Genomic DNA, 22,076 nt, shown 5'->3' with positions numbered 1-22,076 from the left:
TTTAGGAATCCTTTCCGTCTACTATTTCTTTTATATATTTAGGTAAAACAAATGATGCACGGAAAATTTCAGGATCAACATATTGAGTATGTGTATGCTGTAACTTCGCCAAATCGGCCTGAAGAGGATCCATTTTTTTAGAAGCAATCGTAAAACTCCAAATGCCGCAAGGGAAAAGGGGTATAGTCACTAGATATGTGCGGACAATGGGAAATAGCTCCTTTAAATTTTTAACGGTGCCTTGTAACGTAGAAGTATTGTAGTAAGGAGACCCTGATTGAAAAACAACCACGCCATCATCTTTAAGGCTGTTGTAGACATATTGATAAAAATCAGGTTGAAATAGTTTTTTTCCCGGCCCAACAGGGTCAGGTCGATCAATTATGAGAACATCATAAACTCCCTTCTGCTCTTGAATCCAATCTATTCCATCGCGATGTATCATATTGAGCCTGGTTTCACCATCATAACAAGAAGCCGGAGTTAGCCATGTGCGGCAGATTTCTGTAACTTTTGGGTCAATTTCAACTACATCAATTTGTTGAATTCCGTCATACTTCATTGCCTCCCGTGCAGGACCACAGTCTCCTCCGCCAATCATCGCAACTTTTTGGGGATTTGAATGCGTTATAATTGGCACATGGCTAATCATTTCATTATAAATAAACCCTTCTCCTGTTGAAATTTGTGGAGTACCATCTAGCACCAGCATCTTCCCATACCATTTTGTATCCACAATACTGATTTGCTGATAGGAAGATTGCTCATAGTGAAGCAGACTTTTTACTTTATACCCCATTTTCACTCTAGCCTGTCCAACGTAACTCCAGATCCAGAGAACTCCATTATCATCCTTTTTATAACCTGAAAGAGGATGCTTTTCTGTCACTTTTTCCACCTTCTATTTCAAAAATTTGTGTTCTATATAAAATATGAATTATTTTTCATTTCGATATAATTCGATAGCACAAATTTATAGGTGCTTACTCTATTAATCTCTTCTAATTTCAATTTTTCTTCCATTCTTCCCACAATATTTCTACTTGCTGTTCTTTCAAAGCTTTTTAATTGTTTCTTCATCAGCACTTAGATGGAGTACAACTCTAAGTTATCTCTCCACTCTTATCTGCGTCCGTTCTTCAGCAAAAGTACGGAAGAAAACCTAACACAGAATGATACATAAGAAAGAAAGCGTAGTATCATAATTACCATATTGCAACAGCTTTACGCTGTATATAAAAAAGGAGGTTTTTAAGCAATGTTTTCTAAACGGCCCTTATCTGTACTTCTTATCTCTACTTTATCTATGATTATTGCTTTTTCAGTATGGTCTGTCTTCGCACCTATCGCCGCAGATATTCAAGTGATGTATTCATTAACCAATGCTGAAAAAAGTATCTTAATTGCCACTCCCGTCTTATTAGGTTCCCTCATGCGGATTCCGATGGGGATTTTAACAGATCGCTTTGGCGGAAGAAAAGTGTATTCGTTGACAATGCTTGCTCTTTTACTCCCTACCATTTGTGCAGGCTTTACCCATTCTTACTCCATGCTGCTCTTTTGGGCATTTTTTATCGGCATGGCTGGAACAACATTTGCTATTTCCATTACATATGTCTCTAAATGGTATTCACCTCAAAAGCAAGGTTTTATTTTAGGAATTGCCGGCATGGGCAACTTAGGATCAGCGGTAGCAAGCTTTAGTATTCCACTTATCTTTTCTTCTTTTGGCTTGCCTTGGGTATTTTGGAGTTTAGCAATTGCGGTAGCCTTAATGGCTCTTTTATTATGGGTAGGAACTTCAGACCACCCTTCTGCTGCTTCCCCCAAAACGCTGCAGGAATCTTTATCGGTATTAAAATTTAAAGAAACGTGGTTTTTATCCGTTTTCTATTTTTTAACATTTGGTGGATTTGTCACGTTCAGCATCTATCTCCCTACCATTTTGCATGATCAATTTAATGCTTCAACTGTAGACAGCGGGCTGAAAACAGCTGTTTTTGTTGTACTAGCGACGTTTGTACGGCCTCTTGGAGGATATTTATCAGATGTATTCGGAGCAAAAAAAGTACTCACCTTCGTCTTTAGCGGAATGCTACTAATAGGGGTATTTATTGCCTTTACCATCACGGCCTTCTCCCTATTTAGCGTAGGTTGTTTACTTGCAGCCATTACTCTTGGTATCGGAAATGGAGCTGTTTTTAAAATGGTTCCATCTGTTTCAACAGGAAATATTGGAGCTGTTACCGGCATCGTAGGAGCATTCGGAGGAGTAGGCGGTTTTTTCCCTCCCATTGTGCTAGGCTTTATAAAAGATACAAGCGGAGATTACGTGGTTGGCTTTTCCTTACTAGCGCTTTTTGCCCTATTCTGTCTCTTACTGAATTATTCTGGATTCAAAAAACAAGATGTACGTATTAACCAAAAGCACCTTGCCTGATTCCATGTAAAAAGCCTCTTTTTCAAGAGGCTTTTTGCATCAGCATTTTTAATAGCTGCTTCTTTTTACAGAAGGGCTAATATTCACAGCACTTACTTTAAAGCCTGGCATCTTACAGGCGGGATCTAATTTCTCAGAGACAAGATTATTAACATTTTGAGAATCCGCCCAGTGAAAAGGAACAAATACGGTATCTGGCCGAATTCCCTCTGAAAATTTGCTTCTCACTACAATCCTTCCATATGAAGATTCAATTTGTACTAATTCTTGATTCGAAATTTCATATTTTTTCGCTGTTAAAGGATGGATTTCCATAAAAGATTCGAAATTTCTAGCAGATAAAGACGCACTTTTTCGCGTTTGCACACCCGTTAAATAGTGTGACATTACTCTCCCTGTTGTTAAATAGAGAGGATATTTTTTCGTTATTTTCGCTTTAGGAACAATAGCTTGATTCGAGACAGGGACCATCATCGCTTTTCCATCACTATGAGCAAAACGCGTTTCAAACAGGCGCTCGGTTCCTTTATCTGTTAAGCTTCTGCATGGCCATAAAATTCCTTTTTCCTCTCGTAATCGTTCGTACGTAATACCGGAGTAATCCGCGATCCCTCCTTTACTTGCTATTCGCAGTTCATTAAATATTTCTTCAGCTGATGAAAACGAAAAATGTTCCTCTTTCCCTAAAACTTTAGCAATTTCACATAGTATTTCCCAGTCGTGTTTGATTTCGCCGCGGCACGGAAAGCTAGCTTCGCGCAGTGTAACTCTTCCCTCTACATTTGTCATCGTTCCTTCATCTTCCAAATAAGAGGATGCTGGTAAGATCAAGTTTGCTAATTTTGCTGTTTCTGATTCAAACATATCTGCTACCACTAGAAATTCAAGCTTTTCAAAAGCCTTCTTAACAAAATTAGCGTTTGGATTTGAAACTGTTGGATTTGAACACATCAGAAACAGCCCTTTAATTTCACCTTCATGAATTTTTTCAATCATTTCATATGCGGAAACACCTTTTCTTGGAAGGTCTTTCTCCTGTATGTTCCACACATCTGCTATATACATCCGATGCTCGTGATTTTCGATTGAACGGTAGCCTGGAAGCTGATCCGCTTTTTGACCGTGTTCTCGGGCTCCTTGCCCATTTCCTTGACCAGTAATGGCTCCATATCCGCAGCGGGGTTTACCGATTTTCCCAACAGAAAGTAGAATATTCAAAAAGTTCTGCACAGCAGCACTCCCGTCTGTTTGCTGCTCTACCCCTCTAGCAGTAAAAATCATTCCTGTTTCTCTTTGACCAAACATACGGGCAGCTTGATACATTTCCTCAAGCGGCACTCCCGTTATTTCTTCAATAACACTAAATTCTAGCGACGCCACATATTGCATTACCTCTTCAAATCCATTAACACGTTTTTGTAAAAATCGTTCATCTAGATAATTTTCTTCGATAATGACCTTCAAGATTCCATTGGCTAATGCCGCGTCGCTCCCCGGTTTAAGCTTCAGGTGTAAATCAGCTATTTTAGTTGTACCTGTCTCTCTTGGATCAATAGCAATAATAAAAGCTCCGTTTTCTTTTGCTTTTTCAAAATAAGGCATAATCGTTGGCTGACATTCCGCAATATTTGTTCCAGCTAACATAATACATTCAGTAAATGGAATCTCTTGTAAGCTATTCGTAAATCCTCGGTCCATGCCAAATGTTTTACTAGCAGCAGAAGCAGCAGCTGACATACATAAACGTCCATTATAATCAATATACTTTGTTTTTAACGCAACTCGAGCAAATTTCCCTAATAAATAAGCTTCTTCATTTGTAATAGAGGCACTTCCATACACACCTAGCGCATCTGCTCCATTCTTCTCTTGAATCTCTGTAACGTGCTCTTTAATATAGTCAAGAGCTTCCCTCCAAGAAATCTTTACAAACTCTCCGTTTACTTTTAATAAAGGATATTGAATCCGCTCTTTATGCAAAGGATGCTGATGCGCATTCATTCCTTTGATACATAATCTTCCTTGAGAAGTAGGATTGTCTCTTCCAATTGTTTTATACGTTTTTCTTTTTACATGTGTTTGTTCAACTAACTGCATTTTGCACTGCATGCTGCAGTAAGGACACTGCGTATCATAGATACGCTCGGTTTCAACTTGCTTTTGCTGCTCACGAAAATATTTCAACAGCATCTCAGTCATCGTAGGTCACCCTTCTTTCCTATAATAAATATGTGATTGCACGAGAGCGTTCTGAGCTGAGCTGCTTCATTAAATACTCTCGATTGTCTGCCTCAAACAAAACTTCTCTGACATGAACAATTCCTACTCGCTCGATCCAGCTGCCGACAGCTTCTAAATAGTTGCCCGTTTCACGGTAATATTGAATCAAAGAACAGCTGATTTCTATCGCTTCTTCGTTCGTTTCGGCCACATAAAACAGCTCCCCGCTTCTGGCTTCTGTGCTGCTTCCGCCAGCATATATTTCCCAACCTCTGTCTATTCTTCTTAATCCTATATCACTTGTTGTTACATCCTCTGTAATGTGAAAACAAGAAGCAATACTGATTTTGATATCGCATGGGGTCTTTACGTATTCAAGCTGTTTGTCTAATTCATTTGATAAAGCAAGAGCAGGTTCATACTGACAAATACACGTTCCTTTTCCGATATAAACAGATACATTTTTAACTGTACGTTCATATAGCTGCTGAAGTCCTCTATCTATTTCCTCACTTATCAACGGAAGATATTCTTTTTTCACTCCAATAAGTTGAATGCGCTGATCACTTGTTAAACGAATATTCGAGATGTTGTACCTTTCAGCCACATTTGCTATGTTCCTTAATTCCTGTACATTTGTCAGACCACCGTGAATTTGCGGTACCACTGCATAAGTCCCGTCGTGAAGCAAAACGGCCTGTTCATTCTCCGTAGTAAATAAAGAATGTCGATTGTTTTCATAATGAGGATTCATCATATCTAAATAGTAATGAAGACCGCCTTCACATAACGAGCAGCCTTTCATGTCTTTAAACTTTAACATTTCTCTTACTTGCTGAACCGTTTCAAATTGATATTGCTGCATTTCTTTTACCAGCTCATCTTCTGATAAATGTGTACATGTACAAAAGGTTCTTTGTTCAATGATTTCATCAAATTCATCGCTTTGAATATACGTTAAAAGGTCTGTTACAAGGGGTTTGCATCCTCCGCATGAACCAGAAGCTTTCGTGCAATTTTTTATTTCATCTACTGTCGTTAAATCATTTTTCTGTACTGCTTCAATAATAGCTCCCTTGGTTACACCGTTACAGTTACATACGATATCTGTAAGTGGCATAGAAGCTGCTGCATGTTCTTTTTCATGTTGAGAAGGAAATAATTGTACTTTTTCCGCTTGCGACAAATCCTTTTTTTCACTAATCATTTGTGATAGCTTTATAGCCTCACTGGTATCCCCAAAAAGAACAGCTCCCACTATTTTTCCTTCGCGAAAAACTACTTTTTTGTATATACCATCTAACATATTCGAAATCGTAATAGCTTTTGCACCTTGATTTTCCTTAAACTCTCCGACCGAGTAAACGTCTATTCCTGATATTTTTAACTGAGTGGAAAGAACGGACCCGCCATAACCTTCGTTTTTTATTTGGCAAAGGTGTCGCGCTAAGACTTTTCCTTGTTCGTAAAGAGGAGCAACAAGGCCGTATGTCATTTCTCGATGTTCAGCGCATTCACCTACTGCATAGATATCCGGGATGCTCGTTTCTAAATAATCATTTACGATAATTGCTCTATTTGTTTCTATTCCGCTTTTTTTAGCTAGATTAACATTAGGCCTCACTCCTGTAGCCATTACAACTAAATCAGCTGCAATTTTGCTGTTATCATTAAATCGGACGCCTTCTACTCGGTTTTCCCCTATAATCTCATCCGTATGTTTGTTTAATAGAAAACTCATGCCTTGCTTTTCCAATTCTTCTCTTAACATAGCAGATGCTGCTCTGTCTAACTGTCGCTCCATTAAAAAACCCGAATGATGAATAACTTGAACATCCATTCCTAAATTTAATAGCCCTCTAGCAGCTTCCAGCCCTAACAGACCCCCTCCAATAACCGCTGATTTTTTATACTGTTTAGAAATTTCAATCATTTTCTGACAGTCTTCGATGGTACGAAAACCGAGGACACCTTCTTTTTCAACCCCTTTAACGGGGAGCATATACGGGCTCGAACCGGTAGCAATAATAAGCTTGTCGTACATCGTCTCTCTGTTTTTATCTGTTTTTATTATTTTTCTCTCGGTGTCTATGTGCGTAACACTTTCTCCTTTAAATAACGTGATATGATTTTCCTTATACCATGCCAAAGAATGAATATTGATATCTTCAAGCTTTGTACTGCCTTGTAAAACGGTTGATAATAAAATTCGATTATAGTTAACGCGAGGCTCACTTCCAAAAACAGTAATATCAAAACAATCTGGAGAATGAATAAGAATTTCTTCAATACAGCGCATTCCCGCCATTCCGTTTCCGATTAATATCAGCTTTTGTTTCGTCATATAAAAACCTCCAACACATAGATTCAGACCGTAAAATATACATTTTTTATTATTTCATAAACTTCTCTAAAAGAAATGAACCTTGTTATAACTTCTAACATTAAAATCTGTTTAAAGCGTATGAATACGCCGATACCTTTCGCTGAAAGCAGGCTTTTATATAGAAGATTAATATGCTTTAAAAAGGGGTAGAAAAAAGGATGCTGTGCTTGCATTACCTTTCTCTAGGCTTTATAAGCAATCTATATAAAATTTTGTTATCTTCTTTTTGCCTACTATTTATTTATTTTGAAATCAATTATGATAAAAGAAAGATTCCGAATTGGAGGTTTAAAATATGTCAATAACCGTTCACGCCACTCAGTGGATTCATTTTCAAATTAAATTGTATAACCTTCATTCCAAAACTAGATCGCTTAAAGATCAAAAACTAGAATTACCTCTACCAGAATTCCATCAAAACCTGATCATATTTACATCAGCAACTCGTCATGGCCTTACGTTTGGATATCAAACAATTCAATGGGATACACCCTATACTTCTTCTCCGATTTACATAGAGCATCAGTCTATTCCATGGTCCACTTTAGAACAACGTTCCCTCAAGCACATAACCGAACATATTACAGCTATTTTCTTAGAGACAATGTTTTATAGACAAAGTCAATTCAAACAATGTCAATTTTGTTTTGAATTTATCATTCCTGAGAGTCTTTTTGACCATACAACCTGTCAAAACTGCGCATCACGACATTTTGGAGTGGTGTATTAACAAACAAAAGCCTGAAGATGTCAGAAAACCTCTGACTTCTTCAGGCTTTTGTTACATGACTAACTGAACAAAAAGTGGAATAACGGCAACTGTGACGACACCTACAATAACGACGGCAATACTTGCCATGGCTGCCTCTACTTCTCCCATTTCAATCCCTACGGCTACCCCTAGCGCATGCCCGGAAGTGCCAAGCGCTAATCCTTTTGAAATTGGATTTTTCACTTTGAATACTTTCAAAAATAAAGCACCTAGTGCATATACGATGACTGCATTAAAAATGACGGCAAAAGAAGTAATAGCAGGAATCCCTCCAATATCTTGAGACAATGGCAGTGCAATCGCTGTTGTAGCTGCTTGTGGAAGCATTGATTTCATTACGACTTCATCCATATGAATGCCTTTAGCAATCGCAAAAATAATCGCTACCGAACAAACTGATCCTACCGCAATAGAAGAAAGAATTTGCCACCAGTACTTTTTTAATTTATCGGCTTGCTTATATAAAGGGATGGCAAAAGCAATTGTTGCCGGTTCTAAAAAGAAGCTGATAATTTTTCCGCCGCTACTATATTCCTCATAAGAAAAGTGACCAAGTTTCAAAAAAGCAATCCCGAGTACCATTGCCACGAATAAAGGGGTAAATAAGAAAAACCCTTTTGACTTTTTAAATAAATACGTTCCAATACCGTACGCAGCTAAAGAAACCACGATTCCAAAATACGGATTCATCTTTCCAACCACCTTGTCTCTTTGTAATTGATATTAAGCAATGCCTTGTTTTTTCGTTTTTTCACTCATATCTACATCTTTTATTTCTTCTTGTACCTTATTATTTTTTGTCATGCTAAGTATAAGCTGTGAAAATAAGCCCGTAACGCCTAACAAAATAATCGTTGCCACGATGATAACTAAACAAATTTGAATGCCGTACTGCTGCATAACACCTAATGAGTTCATAACAGAAATACCTGCTGGTACAAATAAAAATCCGATCAAAGAAGTTAAAGCCGTTCCCAGTGATTCAACTTGCTCTAGTTTAATAATCTTCAAGCAGAGTGCAAGAAATAACAGCACAAGTCCAATGACTGAAGCTGGCATCGGAAAAGGCAAATGCTCTGCAATAAAATCTGAAATCAACATAATTACGGAAAAAATAAATGCTTGTGTTAAAAAGCCATACACTTTTTTAGCACTCATTTCTTTCACCTCTCTCTGTTTGTTGACTTCATTATATAAAATGAAAATCGATAAGAAAGCGTTTTCAAATTAAAGAGTCAAATATTTGTGCTCACTTACAAAAATCGAGCCTTGAAATACAAAAAACAGCTTGCCAAAATGCATACGCAAGCTGTTTCTTACTTAAATTCCTAAACGTTTCTTCAATTCTTTAGCATATGTACGGCTGACAGGAACTCGCTCATCGTTTTTCATCACTAAATTATACGTAGAATTAAACCATGGCTGTACTTCAGAAATATGATGTACGTTAACGATATACCCCCGGTGCACACGAATAAACGACTGAGAAGGAAGCTTTTTTTCCAGCACAGCCAGCGTATCTGCAGTATGATAGGATTCTGCTATTGTCTGAACGGTGACTTCTCCTTCTATCAATCCTGCAAATAAAATATCCTCTATATTCACTAACACAATCGAATCATCTACAGAAATTGCTAACTTTCCAGTTTGTGAAGAAGACTCTCCTATCGCTTCTTCTTCTTTGACAGGATGATGATGGATACGCATTTTTTTATACTTATGAATGGCCTGCACCACTCTTTCTTCATCGAAAGGCTTCAAAATATAGTCAATTGCATCTACTTCAAAGGCTTGTAAAGCGTACTGATCGTACGCAGTTGCAAATATAATAGCTGGCGGATTTTTCATTTTTTTAAGCCTTTTAGCAATATCAAAACCGCTGTCATCTGACAGTTGTATATCTAAGAATAATAAATCCGGCTTTTCATCCATCATTTTATCCAACGCCTCTTCGATACTCTCAGCTTCTTCAATGAAGTCTACTTCTTTCGTTCGATGCAATAAATATTTTAATTCATCTCGCGCTAACATTTCATCGTCTACTATTAGTACTCGCAGCATATTACATACCCTCACTTTTTAATTCAATTGGTATAACAAACGAAACCGCTGTTCCTTCTGTTACGTCAAACTCCAGCGTTGTTTCTTTTCCAAACAATCCATGTAAACGTTGTTTAATATTGTAAAGAGCCGTCCCCGTTCCTTTTTCTGAAAAAACGGGCTGATCGCCAAGCACTTCCAATCGTTTTGTGTCTATACCTTGTCCATTGTCTTTTACCTTTACATATACATATTTATCTTTTGTCTCAATATAAACTTCTACGCGACAGTGCTTTTGTTTGCGCGGAAACGCGTGCCGAATGGCATTTTCCACAAGTACTTGAAGAATAAACGGCGGAAGCAAGACATCATCTAGCCCTTCTTCAATATACATGTCAATTTCGTATTTATTAGGGAACCTGGCTTGTTCAAGCGATAAGTACGCGTGAACATGATCAAGCTCTTTTGATAATGGAATCAAAAGCTGCCTTGCACCTTGCAAATTGGAACGAAAATAAACGCTTAGCTGCAAAAGCAGCTTTCTGGCTTTTTCCACATCCTGTCTGCACAGCGCCGATATCGTATTAATGGCATTAAATAAAAAGTGAGGATTCACCTGTGCCTGTAAAGCTTTAATCTCCGCATCTTTTAGCAATTTACTTCGAAGCTCTGCTTCGCCGAGCTCTAGCTGAGTTGAAAAAAGTTTGGCCAATCCTTCTGCCAGCTCTTCCTCCACTCGGCTTAACCCGCTCGCATCTTTAAAATACATTTTTAGTGTCCCAATTGTGGTACCGTGAGAAGTAAGCGGCATCACAATTGCGGCATGAAGCGGGCAGTCTTTATGCTGACAGTCAATTTGTTCCCTCGATTTTGCTTTCATAATTTTCCCTGTCTTCAGCACTTCGTGAGACAGCCCGGTAATTAAACTGTGGGAAGGCACGTGGTGATCAATTCCTTCTCCTACATGAGCTAAGATTTTGTGCGTATCAGTTAGTGAAACAGCATCCGTACCTGTGAAGCGATGAATAATATTTGCAACATTTTCACACGACTCACTAGTGAGGCCCTGCCGAAAATGTGGAAGAGTTTGATCCGCGATTAATAATACTTTGTGTGTCTGAAGCGCTCTCATTTGTTCCTCTTGCCGTAAAATGGACTGAACGATAGATAAGAAAATATAGCTTCCCGTGCCATTTACAATAATCATTGGAATAGCAATAATGCTCACTAGCGTCCATGCCGAATCAAATGGTTTGGCAAATAATAAAATAATCAGCATCTGAAGCGTTTCCATCGCTATGCCTACAAGTGCTGCAAAGCGCGGTGTAATCGTTCGATGTTTTTTTCGGTATGCATAGCCGATATATCCAGTTAACACTCCTGCCAAAACGGATGAAACAGCGCAGCTAAACGCCGTACTCCCTCCTAACATAAAGCGATGAACGCCCGCAAGCAGTCCTACTCCTAAACCAACAAAAGGACCGCCAAGCAGACCGCCCATTTCCACACCCATAATTCGCGTATTTGCAATCGAGCTTGATGGATCTACTTTTAATAATAAATCTTCATTTCGAATAATCGTTCCTTGAATTTCAATTCCCGTGTAGTTGCTAATAATGCTAAAAAGAGAAAAAATAAAAATAAGTACAGCTTTTCCTTTATAACCTTGCTGTTTGCGGAGGAATTGCCGAAAAACTTTTGTATGTGCCAGCAAAAAACCTATAATGACAATAACTCCAACTCGTTCTACCATCATAATTAATAAATGAATCATTTCTAGCCACCCTTTGCTGTCTGTTTCTATTTTATATTGTTACATTGATGGTGGCAGAAATCTAGCTGTATAAACAGAAAAAAGCTGTTTGAATACATAGTGTACTCAAACAGCTTGAATTTAAGCTTGAACAGTTTTAAAAAATTGAGGCAAGTAATCTTTATGAGCTTCTAACATCTCATCGACAATTTGTTTAGCTAGTTTATCAGAAGCCACAAGAGGATTAATGGTTAGTGCTAAAATAGCTTTGTCATAATCTCCTGTCACTGCTGCTTCAGCTGCAATACGCTCAAAAGACTTAATTGTTTGAACAAGACCGCGCGCAGGTACAGGAAGGTCGCCGACTGAAATTGGCTTTGGACCATCTTTTGTAATGATACAGCTTACTTCTACGGCAGAATCAGCTGGAATGCTTGCAATGGCACCATTATTAATAGTATTTACAGGCTGAATATCGCCTTTATCCGTATAAATAGATGTAATCAGTCGAACGGCTGCATCACTGTAATAAGCACCGCCGCGCTGTTCTAATTGAGGCGGTTTAATATCTAGGTTAGGATCTTTGTACAGTTCAAACAGCTCTTTTTCCAACTGTTTTACCACTTCTGCTCTCGTTTCACCTTTTTCATAGTTAACAAGCTCTTTTTCTACCATTTCACGCGTTTTGTAATAGTACATGTGATATGGACACGTTAAAGCATTCAGCGCTTTTGTAAATTCTGGCTCCCATCCAAGTCCCGCTACATTTTTCACAAAGCTGCTGTTAGTTGGATCACTCAATAAATCAATAACTTGATCTTTGACACTTACCCCATCTACATATACATCTAATCCGTAGACCATGTGATTTAAACCAGCAAAATCAATTCGAATGCGGGAGTGGTCTACATCAAGCAGCTTAGCAATCCCCATTTCCATTCCGATTGGCACATTACAAAGTCCTACAATCTTTTTAATGTTACTATAGCGAAGCACAGCTTCTGTTACCATGCCCGCAGGATTTGTGAAGTTAATCAGCCAAGCTTCTGGACATAACTCTTCAATGTCACGGCAGATATCTAAAATAACGGGAATCGTGCGAAGGCCTTTAAATAACCCGCCTGGACCGTTTGTCTCTTGACCGAGCACCCCGTATTTAAGCGGTATTCTTTCATCTTTCGCTCGTGCATCTAACAAGCCTACGCGAAATTGAGTCGTTACAAAATCCGCATCTATTAGTGCTTCTCTTCGATCTAACGTTAGGTGAACCTCAATTGGCAAACCTGATTTTTTCACCATTCGCTTTGCTAAATTTCCAACAATCTCTAATTTTTCTTTTCCTTCTTCCACGTCTACTAGCCACAGTTCTCGAACTGGAAGTTCATCATATCGTTTAATAAATCCTTCTATTAGTTCAGGCGTATAGCTGGAACCTCCGCCAATCGTTACAATCTTAATACCTTTTGTCATAATGTAATCCCCCCGGAAATTTTGATTGCTTCATATAAATCTACAAATTCAGTAGCCATTTCTTTTACTGTCATCGCATTCATTAAATGATCTTGAGCATGAATCATGAGCAGAGAAATTTCTGTGCTTTCCCCTCTAATTTCTCCTTGAATTAACGACGTTTGGATATGATGAGCTGCATTTAATTCTTCCGCAGCTTGTGTAAGCTTTTCACGCGCTTCTGAAAAATTTCCGCTTTTGGCAGCCGCTATCGCTTCCATTGCTGAACTTCTGCCGTTTCCACCGTGTAAGATTAGTTTAAAAATATATTCTTGAACACTTTCCATTCTTTATCCCTCCTCACACAATATCTTTCTGTGTATCACTTGTTACCCCTTCAACTGCAGGCTCTATCCCATTTTCTTCAGTGAATTTTTGTTTATCCCACATTCTAAAGAAAGGATAATAAATGCAAACAGAAATTCCGATATTAATAGCTTGCATAACTGCACCCGATAATTTCCCTCCTGTTGCCAAATAGCCAGAAATAATCGGAGGCATGGTCCAAGGAACCGCAATACCTGCTGGTTTTGCTACCAGTCCTGTCGACATTGCAATATAGGTTGCTACTACCGTCACAAGAGGGGTAATAATAAACGGAATAAGCATCATTGGATTCATCACCATCGGAAGTCCAAAGATGATTGGCTCATTGATATTAAAAAGAGCTGGCCCTATTCCTAATTTACCAAGCTGCTTCATTTGTTGACTGCGCGCTTTTAAAATCATGGCAACGACTAGAGCTAGTGTCGCTCCGCTGCCTCCGATATTAATCCAAATATCAAAGAACTGCTGTGTAAAAATATTGGGTAATGCTTCATGGTTAGCAAATGCAATTCGATTTTCATCCATAGCTCCATACCAAATGGGAGCCATAATTCCACCGACAATATTCGCTCCATGAAGTCCACAAGACCACATGAGCATAATAACAAGCTCGGCAACTAGCGTACCGCCTAAACTGCCGCCTAACACGCCTAAAGGCTTTCCAAGCAATTCTCCAACAATATTATGCAGACTTCCAAAATGCGTCTGTTCTACTAACAAACGTAAGATCCAAATAAATGCGATTACCGTGAAGCCAGGAATAAGAGCGGCAAACGATTTTCCAACAGCGGGTGGAACTCCATCAGGCATCTTAATAACAATAGCTTTTTGAATAAACCATCTGTAAATTTCTGTAGAGAGAATCGCGACAATCATTGCCACAAAGAGCCCTTTACTTCCCATTAAAGCGGTTGGAATTCCGCCGTCTACTAAAATAGCTTCTTTGGCTCCGCTAGGGAGAAAGGACACTTTATACGGAGTGGCGAGTAAAAAAGCTGCAAGTGAAATTGCCCCTGCGGACAAAGCATCCACCCCGTATTTTTCAGCTAACCGATAGGCTATTCCGAAACAAGCAAGCAGGGCCATAATATCGAATGTAGCTCCAACTGGATAGGCCATTTTCGTTGCCCATTCTTTTCCAAAAATCCCTGCCATAAAGTCGTTGTAACCTGGTATTGGTAAATTCGATAGTATTAAAAATACTGAACCGATAATAATGAGAGGCATTGTCAGAACAATACCGTCTCGAAGTGCTTGTAAATGGCGTTGACCCGCCATTTTTCCGGCAATAGGCATTACTTTGCTTTCAAGCATACTATTAAATTTGCTCATGTAGTCCACACTCCTATTTTGAAACTAGTTGAGCTGCAAATTTTAATACTTGTTCTCCATTGCACGTTCCGTAGTGAACAGGATTTATAACGTCAACTGGCACACCTTTTTCTTCACCTAGCTTCTTAAGCTGCGGCAGCAAGTAGCGCACTTGAGGTCCTAATAAAAGTACATCTGCTTGATCAATATGGTTGCGGACAGAGTCACCAGGAACCGCCCAAATTTTATACTCCGTACTTTGGTCCTGAGCGCTTTTTTCCATTTTTGTTACTAGTAAACTTGTAGACATTCCAGCTGCACAACATAATAGAATATTCATTGGTCATTCCCCCGTTTTTTTATTTTGTCATCTGTTTTGTTGATAGTTTTATCTTAAAATAAAAGCGCTTACATTTATACACAACCTTTTTCCGTTAGTAACGGAAAAATTATGTTTGAACATTCAGACAAAAAAAGAAGCCCTCTCTTGGACTTCTTTTTTATCTAATATTTTTCATAAATACCTCTATAAACTCCTCATAATCCTTGCACTTTACTAAGCGCTGCACGACCTGCTTATCATCTACGACGCGGACTAACAAACTGTACATCTTCTGCAAATCGCCTTGATTATTTGCTTTTACACTTAAAAGACAAATAAATTGGACAAGGTTTCCTTCCCACATAATCGGTTTTTTTAACGTGCAAATGGCCCAAAACGTCGTATCCGTTTGAGGAACCATAGGATGAGGAATGGCAACGAGATTGCCAAAACTTGTTGGTGATGCAGCTTCTCTTTCAAAAACAGATTCTATAAATTGAAAAGGAACTAGTCCTAGATGAGTTAATTTCTCTCCTAAAAAATGAAGCACTTCTTCTCTTGTTTGAAATTCTTGCTGTAAATATACTAATTCTTTTTTCGTGTATTCTAACGAAGACTGCGGTTTATTCTTCATTAAACATTCAATTTTTTTAAAATCATTGTTTCCTAGAATTGTGCTTACTTGTACTACAGGAACAGGAAGATCATCTGGAATTGGAATGGTACTAACAATAAAATCTAAAGAGTGCAGCGACATTTGGTGGAGCTTATAATACTGAGTTGTTCCTAAAATAGTAAGATTTAATCCAAACGTAGCCTGCAGCTTATATGATAATAGCTTGGCACTCCCTACTCCCGATGCGCATACAATCAAACAGCGCTTAGGCTGATTGATAATTTTCCGACGTTCAATGGCCCCTCCAATATGTAAAGCTAAATAGCCAATTTCCGTTTCATGCATGTCAATTTCAAGGCGATTTTTCAAAACCTTTCCAGCAATAATCCCAGCTTCAAAAGCGAGAGGGTAATGACTCTTAATTCCTTCAAGCATCGGGTTTCGCAGATTCATTCCATATTTATAGCGGTTGATAGCCGGTTTCAAATGTAAACTCATGCCAAGAATCAGCTCTGAATCTTCACTAATTCCTAAATGAAGCTCTTTTTCAATTGCTTCTAATATAGCCGCTGTTAATTCATAAATATCTGCGGCAATAAACTGCTTCACTTCTTTGTCTTCATGATTGCTATTGTTGAGCATTTTTGTGCCTAACAAATGAATGGCGATATACGCTGTTTCTGATTTCGGAAAACGAATCTTGAATGCCTTTTCAATTTCCCTCACAATTTCAGCTGCTACTTCATATTCTTTATGCTCCATAATTTCAAGCAAGTCTTCTGAATACAAAGAGATAAAATTTTCTTCTTGTATTCGCTTACAAGCTATTGCTAAATGAATGATTAAATTGTTTAATCCAATATCTGAAACCATAATATTGTATCGTTTTATTTGATTTAAAATGTGGGCTTTAATCGTTAAGATTGATTCTTGGGGCAGGATGGATATTTCATTGTATACCATATCTACTTCTTTATCTTTTCGGTTAAATATGTACTCAGACATACAGAATCTCATTTTCATTTCGTCCCCTTTAGCTTTCAAGCCATAGTTAGGACGTTTTTCTAAAAGAATATCATACTTACACAGCTGTTTTTTAACATCTCTTAAATCGTTTTGAACCGTTGATTTGCTAATATACAACTCGTCTGCTAAATCTTCGAGCTTCAAATATTCGTCTGCTAGCAGCAGTCTTTTAATTAAATAATGCACGCGGTCATCAGGAACGGTTGGAATAGAAGTTGAATCAAATAATTGATTAGCCGAAAGTTCTTTTAATAGCTGATGAAATTGTTTTTCATCTAAAACGCTAAGTTCATATCCCGTCCCTCGAGCTGATTTAATTTTGGCCCCGTACTGAGACAAAATGTCATCTAGCTGTTTTATATCCGTTCGAATAGTTCGAGAAGATACCTGATTTACTGTTGCTAAATATTCGCTCGTAACGGTTGATAATGTAGACTGTACGGACATTAGTTCTCTTAATATGACGATCATTCTTGAATTAAGCATGTTTGTTTCTCTCCATTCTCAGAAGATTTCCCCTTTATAAAATAAATTAAAAGAGCTGGTTATTTTAAACAAAAGCAAAAAATACCTAAACAGCAACAAACAGAAACTACCTTTTCTGTCCTCGCAGCTTAGGTTTTGCCTGCTTCATCAGTAACAACCCTAAAACAATAGGAATAAATGTCTTTATTTGTAATCTATCATTCTTCCTGTTTTTTTTCAATTTCCACTAAAGCGTTAGGCTTAGTGGTATTAATGAAATTTATGGAGTCTGTTCATACCGGTGTAGCCCCAATACAAACGTACGAATTAAAAAATCTAGTGTCTCATCGGTACTTAACGGCATGCCAAATCCCCCTTTTTGCTCCAAAGAAGAAAACCCATGTAAAATGCTGCGAAGACTTCTAACAGCATGAAGGGCTTCATTTTCCGGAAGGTGATACGGTTTCAACACCTCCAGCACTAAAAACACGATGTTATCAGATGCTTTTTGGACTTCTTCATCCTGTATCCTTGGTGCGACCGTTGCCGTTGCTTCGTATATTCCGGGAGACTTTCTTACAAATGAAACGTACGATTTACTTAGCTGATAAACAGCGTCTTTTGCAGAAGCATGTTCAACAGCACATTTTAAAAGATGATATAGCTGCTGCAGTCCGCTTAAAGCCAGTTCTTTGCGCAGCTCTTCTAACCCTTTTATATGATTATATAAAGACGGAGGGCGAACATCTAATTCTTTGGCTAATGAAGCAATTGTAACAGCATAAAACCCTTCACGATTGGCCAAATTTTCACCTGTTTGAATAACTTTTTTGAAATCTAGTCCTTGTCGTGGCGACATCCCTTCATCTCCTTTTTTCTATTTTTACTTTTGCTTGTTGTATTGCTTTTTCCATCATTTTTAGCGGCTGAGAAAGAACTCTTCCGTGTCCAACAGCAAGAAGTGACGGGTTTAGTTCATATAGCTTTTCTGCACTTTTAAGCGCTAGCTCTTTGCTCCACGTTCCAAAGGCAGGAAACGGAAACAGCGGTTTTAACTGACCTGATACCGCAACTCCTCCTCGCACTTGGAAAGAATCTCCGGCAATTAATGCGTTCGTTCTCTGGTCTAAAAAAGACATAGACCCAGGTGTATGTCCAGGTGTAAAAATAGGAGCAAGTGAGCCTATATAAGACTCTTCTTCGATGAAATGATCAATTTTAGTTGAAATCTTTCCTAGTTTTGGTATTCCTCCACGGATTGGGTTTTGAGGTTCTTCAGAATCGAGTGTGAGATCTCCTGAAAATAATCGATAATCTCTTTGCGACATATAAACAGAGGCATTCGGCAAACTTTTCTTCACATTATCAATCGCTCCGATGTGATCTTCATGAGTATGTGTAAAAACAATTCGAGTAATCGGTTTTCCAATTTGAACTGCAGCTTTCAAAATACCTGACGCGCTGTAAGGAAGAGCCGCATCAATTAACGTAAGACTGTCTTTCTCTTCGACTAAATAACAATTCACTGGAAAAAAGCGAGGCAAAAACGTCAATTGATACAACATTTTCTCACGAACTATTCTCATTTCCTCATCCCCTATTATCAAAATAAAAACTAATGGTATTAGTTTTTATTTTAACTAATACCATTAGTTTTATCAATCATATATTGAAAAAACAGTAAAAAAGATAGATGCACCAGCATCTATCTATCAAAATTAAACGTCTTTTCTTTCCCCTGTAGCAGCTACCACAATCGCACTGCCTTTCTTTAACTCTTCTTCATATTTTTTTGTTTCGTCTTTTGATAAACCTAGCGAAGCCATTTTTGTTCGAAGCTCATCTTCTCTTGTTAAAAATAAACTCGCTGCTGAATGTAAAGGACCTTCTTCAGACAGTCGAATAATATTTGTGTCCGTTACTTCTGTTAAATTTTTAGAATTTTCCTTGTCATAGGTAAACACGTATACTTCATTTTTCTCAAAACCTTTATCTGCAAATTGATTAACTGCTTCGTTAATATTCGCTCCGTTTTCTACTACTTCAACATGTTTCATTATTTATAACCTCCTGTTTCTATAGCACATCTTTCTTTTATACTTAGCAAAAGAATAAACTTCTTACTACTATATATACCCGTTTTCAGAAAGGGAAACCCGCATTTAGCGCTTTACAGAGAGTTTGAAAATTATTCTACGTTATCCTTCACTTAGATATATACCTCTTTTGATTAACGGATCTAAAACGATCCTTCAGCTAATTTTCAGCCAACATTCATAAGAAATTCATCTGCATTGCTTATCATGAGAAAGAAAAAAGACGCTAATCAGGTACTTTACACGCATAATGAATGTCTGTGTCAGAGTAAGCCGGATATGAATGCAGCAATTCATATTCGGTTTTTTACATGAAAGAACTTCTAACAACATCCTGTCCTTGCACCTTATAACATACTATAATTCTCCATATTAACTAAAAATTCAGGTTATATAGGAGGTCACAAATGAACATCCATCCACAGCCACAGTTAAAAAAAGAGTTAAAAATCCGGCACATTACCATGATTTCTCTTGGAGGAATTATTGGGGCTGGATTGTTTATCGGAAGCGGATCACTCATTAACACCGCTGGCCCGGGCTCTATCTTTTCGTACGCATTTGCTGGTTTGCTCGTTATTTTAGTCATGCGAATGCTTGGCGAAATGTCTACTGCAAATCCTTCCAGCGGTTCGTTTTCCACTTATGCAAAAGAGGCATTAGGCCCGTGGGCCGGCTACACGATTGGCTGGCTCTACTGGTTTTTCTGGGTTATCGTTATTGCTGTTGAAGCCATTGCGGGTGCAAATATTATTCAATACTGGTTCCCGTCTTTGCCGTCTTGGGGAGTCAGCCTGGCTCTTACTTTTTTATTAACGATGACCAATCTGTACTCTGTTAAATCTTTCGGTGAATTTGAATATTGGTTTTCACTCATTAAAGTTGTTAGCATCGTTCTTTTTTTACTTTTAGGTATAGCTATTATTTGCGGATTTATTCCAGGAATCGATTCTCCCGGCACTTCCAACCTTTTGCACAAAGGCGGCTTTTTACCGAATGGAATTAGTTCTGTATTTTTAGGCATTGCCCTTGTCATGTTCTCCTTTATGGGAACAGAAATTGTCGCAACGGCGGCAGGTGAATCTTCTCAGCCTGAAAAAGCTATTACCATCGCGACCAATACCGTTATTTATCGCATTTTGTTTTTCTATTTAGGATCTATTTTTATTTTAGTAACCGTGCTTCCATGGAATTCATCAAGCCTAATGAAAAGTCCATTTGTATCTATTCTTGAATTAGTGAATATACCGGCCGCAGCTCAAATTATGAACTTTATTATTTTAACAGCTGTTCTTTCCTGTCTGAATTCTGGTCTATATACAAGTTCTCGTATGTTGTTTTCCATGTCTCAAAATGGTGATGCGCCAAAAAGCTTTTCAAAATTAAATAAAAAGGGCGTACCGGTTAGCGCGATATTAGCTTGTACAGTTATCTCGTACATCAGCGTCATCTTTAACTACATTTCACCGGACAAAATCTTTCTATTCTTGGTAAATGCATCAGGTGGCGTAGCACTTCTTGTCTATCTGGTTATTGCATTTTCACAGATTAAAATGAGAAAAAAATATGAAAAAGAAAATCCTGAAGCATTAAAAATTAAAATGTGGTTATTTCCTTACTTAACTTACGCTACAATCCTTGCCATCACTAGTATTTTTATTGCCATGGCATTTATTGATTCATTACGTTCCCAGTTCTTCTTAACTCTTTTAATTGCTGTACTCGTCGTAGGTTCTTTTTTCTTTCAGCGTACCAAAATGACGAGCGGCTTAGCAACAAAAGAAAATACATCAAAATAAAAGAGGTTGAGACATAACGAAATGAATCCAACCTAAAGATGAACAAATGAGATAGATGAGCTGGACTGCTTATTACACCGCAGTTGATTTCCGTGCAAGGCTTCGCTTTCCGCGGGCGGCCGCTGAGCCTCCTCGTCACTTGTGCTCCTGCGGGGTCTCATCTGTTCCGCTGTTCCCGCAGGAGTCTTCGCCTTGCCCTCCAATCACCTGCTAGAAGGAACGAAACAGATGAAACTATATTCACCATCAAAAAAACGAACCACGAATCAAACATATTGATTAGTGGTTCGTTTTTCACTTGAACTAAAATACTTTTGTTCCAGCCTCTTTTTATTTAACGAGATAAATCTCCTACAATTTTTGTTCCGTGTAATTCAGCTGCTTTTGTTTCTGTCATAACTTGACCCGCATTTCCTGCATGAATTCCTCCGCCGGGCAAAATAATAATACGGTCACCGGCGTATGCAATCAGTTCTCGAATCACCTGCAAGTTTTGAAGAGCAGATCCTTTCCCTCCCTTAGTTAAAATACGGTCTGCTCCCAGTTCACTAAGTACATCAATGGCTTTATATTTATCATGAAGTTCATCAAATGCCATATGAAACGTAACGCTTAAAGGACGAGCTTCTGTTATTAACTCTTTAGTGCGCCCGTAATCAATTTCACTTTCTTCTGTTAAAATACCAAATACTACTCCATTTATTCCAAGGTCTTTACATGCTTTAACGTCTTTTTTCATAATTTGAAATTCTGCCTCGGAATATACAAAGTTGCCGCTTCTTGGGCGAATAATCACATTGATATCTGTATCAAGATGTTCGCTTGCATATTGAATGGTGCCGTAACTTGGCGTAGTGCCTCCTTGACTAAGATTGTCACATAATTCAATGCGGTCTGCTCCTAGCTTTTCGGCTTTTTTTGCCTGCTCATATCCCTCTACACACGCTTCTTTTATGTACTTCATACTCTCAACTCCTTTATTGGCTGTATAAAT

19 protein-coding genes are annotated in these 22,076 nt (G+C 38.2%); 3 read left to right on the top strand and 16 right to left on the bottom strand.

Features of this window, described 5'->3' with window-relative positions; all coding sequences use genetic code 11:
* Position 1: 1 nt before the first annotated feature.
* Entirely contained in the window at positions 2-889 is an 888-nt protein-coding gene (speE, locus tag ACOZIR_RS13170; protein WP_045291849.1) for a polyamine aminopropyltransferase, read from the bottom strand.
* A gap of 369 nt (positions 890-1,258) precedes the next feature.
* Between speE and ACOZIR_RS13165 the strand changes: the two genes are divergently transcribed.
* Entirely contained in the window at positions 1,259-2,440 is a 1,182-nt protein-coding gene (locus ACOZIR_RS13165; RefSeq protein ID WP_045291850.1) for an MFS transporter, read from the top strand.
* Positions 2,441-2,488: 48 nt separating this feature from the next.
* On the opposite strand, the gene nasC is transcribed toward ACOZIR_RS13165, so the two are convergent.
* Together nasC and nirB are read right to left on the bottom strand one after the other, a co-directional pair.
* Positions 2,489-4,639 carry an assimilatory nitrate reductase catalytic subunit NasC gene (nasC, locus tag ACOZIR_RS13160; RefSeq protein WP_328120422.1) on the bottom strand — a complete coding sequence of 717 codons (2,151 nt, stop codon included), beginning with the start codon at positions 4,637-4,639 and terminating at the stop codon, positions 2,489-2,491.
* 19 nt (positions 4,640-4,658) lie between these two features.
* Positions 4,659-7,004 (bottom strand): nitrite reductase large subunit NirB, encoded by a 2,346-nt coding sequence (gene nirB, locus ACOZIR_RS13155; protein ID WP_421535631.1) that lies wholly within the window; start codon positions 7,002-7,004, stop codon positions 4,659-4,661.
* A gap of 337 nt (positions 7,005-7,341) precedes the next feature.
* On the opposite strand from nirB, the gene ACOZIR_RS13150 reads away from it, so the two are divergent.
* The gene (locus ACOZIR_RS13150) at positions 7,342-7,776 is read left to right on the top strand and encodes a hypothetical protein (RefSeq protein ID WP_045291855.1); all 435 of its coding nucleotides are present in this window, start codon (positions 7,342-7,344) and stop codon (positions 7,774-7,776) included.
* 51 nt (positions 7,777-7,827) lie between these two features.
* On the opposite strand, the gene lrgB is transcribed toward ACOZIR_RS13150, so the two are convergent.
* The 12 genes from lrgB to ACOZIR_RS13090 form a co-directional block, all read right to left on the bottom strand.
* Positions 7,828-8,508: an antiholin-like protein LrgB gene (lrgB, locus tag ACOZIR_RS13145; protein WP_028412309.1), complete on the bottom strand. Its 681-nt coding sequence runs from the start codon at positions 8,506-8,508 to the stop codon at positions 7,828-7,830.
* A gap of 33 nt (positions 8,509-8,541) precedes the next feature.
* The gene (gene lrgA, locus ACOZIR_RS13140; RefSeq protein WP_045291856.1) at positions 8,542-8,976 is read right to left on the bottom strand and encodes an antiholin-like murein hydrolase modulator LrgA; all 435 of its coding nucleotides are present in this window, start codon (positions 8,974-8,976) and stop codon (positions 8,542-8,544) included.
* Positions 8,977-9,138: 162 nt separating this feature from the next.
* A complete protein-coding gene (locus ACOZIR_RS13135) occupies positions 9,139-9,879 on the bottom strand; it encodes a LytR/AlgR family response regulator transcription factor (protein WP_045291857.1) in 741 nt (246 codons plus the stop codon).
* A gap of 1 nt (position 9,880) precedes the next feature.
* Positions 9,881-11,632 carry a LytS/YhcK type 5TM receptor domain-containing protein gene (locus ACOZIR_RS13130; protein WP_411305429.1) on the bottom strand — a complete coding sequence of 584 codons (1,752 nt, stop codon included), beginning with the start codon at positions 11,630-11,632 and terminating at the stop codon, positions 9,881-9,883.
* A 120-nt stretch (positions 11,633-11,752) separates the two neighbouring features.
* A complete protein-coding gene (locus tag ACOZIR_RS13125) occupies positions 11,753-13,081 on the bottom strand; it encodes a 6-phospho-beta-glucosidase (protein ID WP_114894217.1) in 1,329 nt (442 codons plus the stop codon).
* Complete coding sequence (locus tag ACOZIR_RS13120; RefSeq protein ID WP_114894216.1) at positions 13,078-13,407, bottom strand: PTS lactose/cellobiose transporter subunit IIA; 330 nt, start codon at positions 13,405-13,407, stop codon at positions 13,078-13,080. The genes ACOZIR_RS13125 and ACOZIR_RS13120 overlap by 4 nt, the downstream gene beginning before the upstream one ends.
* 13 nt (positions 13,408-13,420) lie before the next feature.
* On the bottom strand, positions 13,421-14,779 hold the full coding sequence (gene celB / locus ACOZIR_RS13115; protein WP_421535630.1) for a PTS cellobiose transporter subunit IIC: 1,359 nt from the start codon (positions 14,777-14,779) through the stop codon (positions 13,421-13,423).
* Positions 14,780-14,792: 13 nt separating this feature from the next.
* Positions 14,793-15,098 (bottom strand): PTS sugar transporter subunit IIB, encoded by a 306-nt coding sequence (locus ACOZIR_RS13110; protein WP_028412318.1) that lies wholly within the window; start codon positions 15,096-15,098, stop codon positions 14,793-14,795.
* Between the two features lie 160 nt (positions 15,099-15,258).
* Positions 15,259-17,208 (bottom strand): BglG family transcription antiterminator, encoded by a 1,950-nt coding sequence (locus tag ACOZIR_RS13105; RefSeq protein ID WP_421535629.1) that lies wholly within the window; start codon positions 17,206-17,208, stop codon positions 15,259-15,261.
* A gap of 259 nt (positions 17,209-17,467) precedes the next feature.
* On the bottom strand, positions 17,468-18,046 hold the full coding sequence (locus tag ACOZIR_RS13100; protein WP_415383639.1) for a TetR/AcrR family transcriptional regulator: 579 nt from the start codon (positions 18,044-18,046) through the stop codon (positions 17,468-17,470).
* Positions 18,047-18,050: 4 nt separating this feature from the next.
* A complete protein-coding gene (locus tag ACOZIR_RS13095) occupies positions 18,051-18,773 on the bottom strand; it encodes an MBL fold metallo-hydrolase (protein WP_340141574.1) in 723 nt (240 codons plus the stop codon).
* Positions 18,774-18,905: 132 nt separating this feature from the next.
* Entirely contained in the window at positions 18,906-19,244 is a 339-nt protein-coding gene (locus tag ACOZIR_RS13090; protein ID WP_028412322.1) for a general stress protein, read from the bottom strand.
* Positions 19,245-19,690: 446 nt separating this feature from the next.
* On the opposite strand from ACOZIR_RS13090, the gene ACOZIR_RS13085 reads away from it, so the two are divergent.
* On the top strand, positions 19,691-21,082 hold the full coding sequence (locus ACOZIR_RS13085; RefSeq protein WP_421535628.1) for an amino acid permease: 1,392 nt from the start codon (positions 19,691-19,693) through the stop codon (positions 21,080-21,082).
* Between the two features lie 334 nt (positions 21,083-21,416).
* Here the strand turns inward: ACOZIR_RS13085 and ACOZIR_RS13080 are convergent, their stop codons facing one another.
* Complete coding sequence (locus ACOZIR_RS13080; protein WP_415383638.1) at positions 21,417-22,046, bottom strand: copper homeostasis protein CutC; 630 nt, start codon at positions 22,044-22,046, stop codon at positions 21,417-21,419.
* Positions 22,047-22,076 lie beyond the last annotated feature (30 nt).

It is taken from the genome of Priestia sp. D3YE.R1 (assembly GCF_049199565.1).
Classification (GTDB): domain Bacteria; phylum Bacillota; class Bacilli; order Bacillales; family Bacillaceae_H; genus Priestia; species Priestia aryabhattai.
This window is presented reverse-complemented; position numbering and strand designations above follow the sequence as displayed.

Excerpts from the sequence above, each read along its gene's own strand:
- ACOZIR_RS13165 (WP_045291850.1), top strand. The coding sequence starts at position 1,259 with ATGTTTTCTAAACGGCCCTTATCTGTACTTCTTATCTCTACTTTATCT.
- nasC (WP_328120422.1), bottom strand. The coding sequence starts at position 4,639 with ATGACTGAGATGCTGTTGAAATATTTTCGTGAGCAGCAAAAGCAAGTT.
- nirB (WP_421535631.1), bottom strand. The coding sequence starts at position 7,004 with ATGACGAAACAAAAGCTGATATTAATCGGAAACGGAATGGCGGGAATG.
- ACOZIR_RS13150 (WP_045291855.1), top strand. The coding sequence starts at position 7,342 with ATGTCAATAACCGTTCACGCCACTCAGTGGATTCATTTTCAAATTAAA.
- lrgB (WP_028412309.1), bottom strand. The coding sequence starts at position 8,508 with ATGAATCCGTATTTTGGAATCGTGGTTTCTTTAGCTGCGTACGGTATT.
- lrgA (WP_045291856.1), bottom strand. The coding sequence starts at position 8,976 with ATGAGTGCTAAAAAAGTGTATGGCTTTTTAACACAAGCATTTATTTTT.
- ACOZIR_RS13135 (WP_045291857.1), bottom strand. The coding sequence starts at position 9,879 with ATGCTGCGAGTACTAATAGTAGACGATGAAATGTTAGCGCGAGATGAA.
- ACOZIR_RS13130 (WP_411305429.1), bottom strand. The coding sequence starts at position 11,632 with ATGATTCATTTATTAATTATGATGGTAGAACGAGTTGGAGTTATTGTC.
- ACOZIR_RS13125 (WP_114894217.1), bottom strand. The coding sequence starts at position 13,081 with ATGACAAAAGGTATTAAGATTGTAACGATTGGCGGAGGTTCCAGCTAT.
- ACOZIR_RS13120 (WP_114894216.1), bottom strand. The coding sequence starts at position 13,407 with ATGGAAAGTGTTCAAGAATATATTTTTAAACTAATCTTACACGGTGGA.
- celB (WP_421535630.1), bottom strand. The coding sequence starts at position 14,779 with ATGAGCAAATTTAATAGTATGCTTGAAAGCAAAGTAATGCCTATTGCC.
- ACOZIR_RS13110 (WP_028412318.1), bottom strand. The coding sequence starts at position 15,098 with ATGAATATTCTATTATGTTGTGCAGCTGGAATGTCTACAAGTTTACTA.
- ACOZIR_RS13105 (WP_421535629.1), bottom strand. The coding sequence starts at position 17,208 with ATGCTTAATTCAAGAATGATCGTCATATTAAGAGAACTAATGTCCGTA.
- ACOZIR_RS13100 (WP_415383639.1), bottom strand. The coding sequence starts at position 18,046 with ATGTCGCCACGACAAGGACTAGATTTCAAAAAAGTTATTCAAACAGGT.
- ACOZIR_RS13095 (WP_340141574.1), bottom strand. The coding sequence starts at position 18,773 with ATGAGAATAGTTCGTGAGAAAATGTTGTATCAATTGACGTTTTTGCCT.
- ACOZIR_RS13090 (WP_028412322.1), bottom strand. The coding sequence starts at position 19,244 with ATGAAACATGTTGAAGTAGTAGAAAACGGAGCGAATATTAACGAAGCA.
- ACOZIR_RS13085 (WP_421535628.1), top strand. The coding sequence starts at position 19,691 with ATGAACATCCATCCACAGCCACAGTTAAAAAAAGAGTTAAAAATCCGG.
- ACOZIR_RS13080 (WP_415383638.1), bottom strand. The coding sequence starts at position 22,046 with ATGAAGTACATAAAAGAAGCGTGTGTAGAGGGATATGAGCAGGCAAAA.